The 6,339-nt window shown below is 46.2% G+C and carries 6 protein-coding genes and 1 pseudogene; all 7 read right to left on the reverse strand.

The genetic code is table 11. The features are described 5' to 3' along the window. The coding region (locus ACO4PX_RS07830) for an ATP-binding cassette domain-containing protein (protein WP_485572193.1) at nt 1–246 on the reverse strand (246 nt) is incomplete at its 3' end. A 158-nt stretch (nt 247–404) separates the two neighbouring features. Further along, entirely contained in the window at nt 405–1,727 is a 1,323-nt protein-coding gene (gene serS / locus ACO4PX_RS07835; RefSeq protein WP_448972256.1) for a serine--tRNA ligase, read from the reverse strand. Between the two features lie 44 nt (nt 1,728–1,771). Then, the gene (gene rpe, locus ACO4PX_RS07840) at nt 1,772–2,437 is read right to left on the reverse strand and encodes a ribulose-phosphate 3-epimerase (protein WP_485535051.1); all 666 of its coding nucleotides are present in this window, start codon (nt 2,435–2,437) and stop codon (nt 1,772–1,774) included. Between the two features lie 10 nt (nt 2,438–2,447). After that, entirely contained in the window at nt 2,448–3,347 is a 900-nt protein-coding gene (gene rsgA / locus ACO4PX_RS07845) for a ribosome small subunit-dependent GTPase A (protein ID WP_485532187.1), read from the reverse strand. 1 nt (nt 3,348) lies between these two features. Continuing rightward, on the reverse strand, nt 3,349–5,391 hold the full coding sequence (locus ACO4PX_RS07850) for a protein kinase domain-containing protein (protein WP_472689666.1): 2,043 nt from the start codon (nt 5,389–5,391) through the stop codon (nt 3,349–3,351). Continuing rightward, nucleotides 5,391–6,128, reverse strand: a complete 738-nt coding sequence (locus ACO4PX_RS07855; RefSeq protein ID WP_314670432.1) for a Stp1/IreP family PP2C-type Ser/Thr phosphatase — start codon at nt 6,126–6,128, stop codon at nt 5,391–5,393. The genes ACO4PX_RS07850 and ACO4PX_RS07855 overlap by 1 nt, the downstream gene beginning before the upstream one ends. 1 nt (nt 6,129) lies before the next feature. After that, nucleotides 6,130–6,339, reverse strand: a pseudogene (locus tag ACO4PX_RS07860) (dual-specificity RNA methyltransferase RlmN); the annotation flags it as partial.

The following is a 6,339-nucleotide window of genomic DNA, read 5'->3' on the forward strand; positions in this document are numbered from 1 at the left end:
AGCCACCAGCTGTTTCTCATTCATTTTTTCAATGGACTCTCCGGTAATGGTGATACTGCCCTTGCTGGGCTTTTCCAAGCCTGCCAGCATATTTAGGCAGGTGGACTTTCCGGAACCGGAGGTACCCACGATGGCAATAAATTCTCCCTGATAGATGTCAAAGTTCAATCCGTTTAAGGCATATACCTCCGTATCTCCTATCTTGAATATTTTATATAAATCCCTCACGGAAATAATGGGTTCCATGTTTTTCCTTTCTATGCGAAAAGCCTATTTTCCCTAATATTAAGCTAGTATAGAGGATTGCCTCTTACTACGCAATGAGAATGTTTCACAACGATAAAACCGCTTCTTTTGATAGGACAAAAGAAGCGGCATCTCCGTTACAATATTTGGAAAAAACATTAATTTAATGCATTTTTTTCTTTTTCTACGGAATTGAACTTGGGAATCAAAACTTCCTTGCCTCCCATATAAGGCTGTAAAGCCTTGGGAATCGTTACCGTTCCGTCTTCCTGTAAATGGTTCTCCAGGAAAGCAATCAGCATTCTGGGTGGTGCCACACAGGTATTGTTTAAGGTAAAGGCTAAATGATTCTTACCATCCGCCCCCTTAACACGAATCTTTAAACGTCTTGCCTGTGCATCTCCCAAGTTGGAGCAGGAACCTACCTCAAAATACTTCTTCTGTCTGGGGGACCAAGCTTCCACGTCACAGGACTTAACCTTCAAATCCGCCAAATCTCCGGAACAGCATTCCAGTGTTCTAACAGGAATCTCCAGACTTCTGAAAAAGTCTACGGTGTTCTGCCAAAGCTTGTTATACCAGTCCATAGCCTCTTCCGGCTCACAAACTACAATCATTTCCTGCTTTTCAAACTGGTGGATACGATAAACACCTCTCTCCTCAATACCGTGGGATCCCTTTTCTTTTCTGAAACAGGGGGAGTAGGAGGTTAAGGTCAAAGGAAGGGACTCTACCGGCAAAATCTGATCGATAAAACGTCCAATCATGGAGTGCTCGGAGGTACCGATTAAGTAAAGATCTTCTCCCTCAATCTTATACATCATGGCATCCATTTCCGCGAAAGACATTACGCCGTCCACAACCTTGGAACGAATCATATAGGGAGGAATCACATAGGTGAAGCCCCTGTCAATCATAAAATCTCTGGCATAAGAAAGCACTGCAGAGTGAAGTCTTGCCACATCTCCCACCAGATAATAGAAACCGTTTCCGGCAACTCTTCCTGCTGCATCTAAATCCAAACCGGAAAAGCTGTCCATAATATCCGCATGGTAAGGAATGGGGTAGGATGGAACCACAGGCTCCCCGAAACGCTCATTCTCCACGTTGCAGGAATCGTCCTTTCCGATAGGTACGGAGGGGTCAATGATGTTCGGAATAACCATCATTCTTTTTAAAATTTCTTCCTGTAAAGCCGGCTCCTTTTCCTCTAATTCTGCCAGCCTCTGGGAGAATGTAGCTACCTCTTCTTTAGCCTTTTCTGCAGCTTCCTTTTCTCCCTTCGCCATCAAAGCTCCGATTTGCTTGGAAACCTGATTCTTTTTACTACGAAGCTCGTCCGCTTCCATCTGCACCTTTCTGGCTTCCACATCCAGAGAAATAACCTCATCCACAAGATTCAGCTTCTCATCTTGGAACTTCTTTCTTATATTCTCTTTTACAACTTCAGGATTCTCTCTCACAAACTTAATATCCAGCATTCTCTGACCCTCCTTTATTTTATTACCTTACTATAAACTGTCCCCTAGGCATTTTCAAGAACCTTATTAAAACTCTTTACCCTTTCTCCGATTTCTTCTTTTTTTCCGAATACGGAGGAGCCTGCCACGATAAAGTTGGCGCCGGCTTCCAGGATAGGGGAAATATTGTCCAGCTTCACACCTCCGTCTACACCGATTTCCAAAGGAAGGGCTCTCTCCTCTGCCATTTTCCGAAGCCTTTTAATCTTCTCCAAGGTATAGGGGATAAAGCTCTGTCCTCCAAAGCCCGGATTTACGGACATAATCAAAATATAGGGACAAATGGGCAGGATTTCTTCTATCGTTGACAGGGATGTGGCTGGATTTAAAGCCACTCCCCCTTCCATGCCAAGCTCTCGTATCGCCTGTAAGGAACGATCCAAATGCTTTACCGCCTCCACATGCACGGAAATCCTGTCTGCTCCCGCCTTTTTATAATCCGGGAAAAAGCAATCCGGCTCCTCCACCATCAGGTGCACATCAAAAAAGGCCTTGGACTTATTCCGTAAGGCGGAAACAATCCCTGCTCCATAGGAAATATTCGGTACAAAATGCCCGTCCATAATGTCAAAATGAAAGCTTTTCGCACCTGCAGCTTCAGCTAAAGACACATCCTCCTGTAAGGCGGAAAAGTCTGCCGCCAATATAGACGGGGATAATCGATTTTTCACGGAAACCTCCTTAATAATTCTTTCTTTCCTCTACAATCTCCTGATATAAGCTCTTGTAGCTTTCGTAACGCTCCAGGGCAATCTCTCCCTTTTCCACCGCCTGCTTTACCCCGCAGTCCTGCTTCTTCTCTCCCAAATGATAGCAGGTATTGTAACGACAGGACTGCCGATACTCTTCAAACTCCGGATAGAAGTAACGAAGATTCTCCGGAGAAATATCCGGTGGAAATAAAGAGGTAAAGCCGGGAGTGTCCAGGACATAGCTATCTTCTCCCAGAGAGAAAAATTCCGCATGTCTTGTGGTGTTCTTTCCCCTTTTGATTTTTTCGGAAAGACTTCCGGTTTCCATCCTCCTGTCTTCCAGTAAAAGATTAATCATACTGGACTTTCCCACACCGGAGGGTCCTGAGAAAACCGTGGTTTTTCCCTTTAGGAGACTTAGAATCTCCTCCCGGTCTTCTTTCGTATTGCTTTGGAAGAAATAAACCGGAATACCTGCTTTTTCATAGATTCTCTGCATTTTCTCCCGATAATCCGCTTCACAATCTGAAAGCAAATCTCTCTTATTAAAGAAAAGCATACAGGGAATCTCCCTTGCCTCCAGATGCAAAAGAAAACGGTCAATCAAAGGGAAGGAGGGCTCAGGCTCCTTCACCGCAAAGACCAGTGCCGCTTGATCGATATTACTCACTAAGGGGCGAATCAATTCATTTTTTCGGGGGAGAATCCTTAGAATCTGGCCCACCATCTCTTTTTCCGTGTCAGGAACCTCTTCCACTTCCACCATGTCTCCCACAAGGGGCTTCTCTTTCTTGTTTCGAAAAAGCCCCTTGGCGTGACATTCAAAGACTCCCGACTTGGTATCCACATAATAAAATCCGCCGATGCCTTTAATTATCTTTCCTATCATCCTAAGCCTCCGGAGCAAAATCCAGATCATAGGCGGCCAGAACCCTATCCTTCTCCGCATCCACTACTTCCACGGTTCCCTTGGAAAGTCCGGCAATTCCCTTGATTCGGCTGATGCTTAACTGCATTTCGCTTCCGATCACATAGGATCTTGCGGCTTGCAGGGTTGTGTACCTGCTTTCTCCATTTACATCTTGTCGAAGATAAACCACCACAAGGACAGTTCCCTCGACTCCGGGACCGCCGCTTCCCAAAACAACAGTTTGATTTATGCTGGATACCCAGGCCTTGCTGTTGTCATCGGAAGGAGCAAGCTTTGTACTACTTTCCCCATCCGGACCGGAGCTTACACTGAAGGGAATTGCCTGTCCTCTTTCCACATAGCTATCCTTTGCCACGGACTGCTTCAACACCACTCCCTTTGCTACACTTGTGCTGGGGATATAGGAAATCACTCCGGCTTCCAAACCGGCACCCTCCAGGGCGGAAATGGCTTCTTTCTCGGAAAGATTAGTAAGATCAGGAACTACGGCCCAGTTATCCGGAACTCCTGTACTGACCACAAGCTCCAGCTCTCCCGGCTCCGATGTATCCGCCTTGTTGGTACTGATCAGATATCCCTTTTCCACCGTATCCGACATTTGCTCTACGACCTTGTAGGGAATTTCTCTATCCTTCAATTCCTTCTCAACCGTGCTGAGCTCCATCTGTTGAAGCTTCGTTAAGTCCTCAGGATGCTCCTTATCATAGAATACAAGCACCTTACTTCCCTTGGAGACCGTAACATATAATCTGCTCCTTACCCCATATTTTCCGCTTGGGTAGGAAATAATCTGTCCTTCCTCGTATTTCTCGGAAAATTCCTCCTTTTCCGGGTAAATCTTAATGTCATAGGAGGAGAGATATTTCTCCGCCTCGGGGATGGTCTTTCCCACAATATCCGGCAGTAAGCTGTCCAAGGCGGAAATAGTAATCGCCACCTGAGTGCTTTCCTCCGTTTCCTTCTCCGTCGCGCTTTCCATCTTGGGCGAAAGATCCTTTACCGAACGAAGCATGCCCACTAATTTAAAGCCTAAGAAAAGAAATACACCCAGGATACAAACTACGGACAAAATGGCCAATGCTTTATACAGCCGGGAAATGCCTTTATCCATTTCCTGTCTGGCCTGACGGGATACGGACTCGTCTCCTTCATCCTGTCTATCGTTTAAAAACTTGGCTTCCGGATCTTCCAAAGCAAGATTCAAGTCATCCCGCAACTCTTCCACGGTCTGATAACGGGCAGAGGGCTTTTTCTGCATAGCCTTCCAAACCACATAATCCAGGGAAGGGGAAACCTCCGGCTCCAAATCCCTTACCCGGGGAATGGGATCTTCCATGTGGGAAAAAACCACCGCCATGGAATTCTCTCCCTCATAGGGAAGCTTTCCGGTAAGCATTTCATAAATCGTACAGCCCAGGGAATAAATGTCGGAACGCTGGTCGGAAACTCCTCGTCTCGCCTGTTCCGGAGAAATATAATGCACGGAACCCATCACCGCCGTATTGGCCGTTTCCTGACTGGCCGCCCGGGCAATTCCGAAGTCGGCAATTTTCACCACACCTTCGGTGCTGACAATCATGTTCTGGGGCTTAATGTCTCTATGCACAATGCCCATCTTATGTGCGGTATCCATACCTTCCACAAGCTGCAGGGCAATGCCGATGGCTTCTCGCTCGGAACATTTTCCCTTTCTGTGAATATAATTCTTTAAGGTAATCCCCTCCACTAATTCCATGACGATAAAGTGGGTATCCCCTTCATCCACAACATCATAGGCGGAGACAATATTCAGATGATTCAATTTTGCGGCAGCCTTGGCCTCATCCTGGAATTTTCGGACAAATTCCTGATCCTCCGCATAGTCGGACTTTAAAACCTTAATTGCTACGGTACGACCCAGCTTCTGGTCTCTGGCACGGTAGACATAGCTCATGCCTCCCTCGCCAATAAGAGCCTCGATGCTATAACGGTCTTGCAGCAGAGTACCTTTTTCCCACTTCATTATCCCTGCTCCTTTCCTGGTCTCACCAAAATCAAGGCGATATTGTCTTTTCCCCCATTAATATTGGCTAAGGTAATCAAAGCCTCTCCCTTTTCTTCCAAACTGGAATCATCCTTTAAAATCTGTACCATACTTTCCTGATCCACCATATTGCTAAGGCCGTCGGAGCAAAGGAAAAATAAATCTCCTTCCTCCCACTCCTCCTCGAAGAAGTCCACTTCCAGGTACTTTTCCACGCCAACCGCCCGGGTAATCATATTCTTACTCTTTTGGTATTCCTCAGAGCCTCGAATCATTTTCCCTCTCTGAATCATCTCCTCCACATAGCTGTGGTCTCTGGTCACTTGACGCAGGCGATTTCTTTGAAAAAGGTAAGCTCTGCTGTCTCCCACGTTGGAAAATACAATGCTGTTTCCCTCTACAAAGGCGGTTACCAGCGTACTTCCCATCCCCTGCAAATGAATATTGCTTTGGGAAAGACGAAGCAGCTCCAGATTCATCTTCTGTATAGCCTTCTCCAGGCTTCGTACCAAAGGCAGTTCTTCCGTCTGTTTCAAAAGCGTCGTCAAACTTTCCACCAAATAACGGGAAGCAAAATCCCCTGCTCTGTGCCCTCCCATTCCGTCTGCCAAAAGAAAAAGATTGGGAAATTTGCCCAGAGCATCCCCTGTGGCGAAAAGAAAATCCTGATTCATTTTTCGCATTTTTCCCTGATCCGTTTTTGCAAAAAACTCCATCTTAAGCCCCTTTTGTTCCATCCCTTCGTAATTGTCCGCAAGCTCCGGCAATATCTGCCCCCATCTCTCTTCTTACCGTGCAGGTAATGCCTCTTTTCTGTAAATACTCCTGAAAAGCATACACCCTCTTCCGGTCCGGCGGTGCAAAAGTCCTTTCTTTAATAGGATTCACCGGAATGAGATTCACATGACAGGGAAAATGTTCTCCCTT

The sequence above is a fragment of the Oribacterium sp. genome, assembly GCF_057249185.1.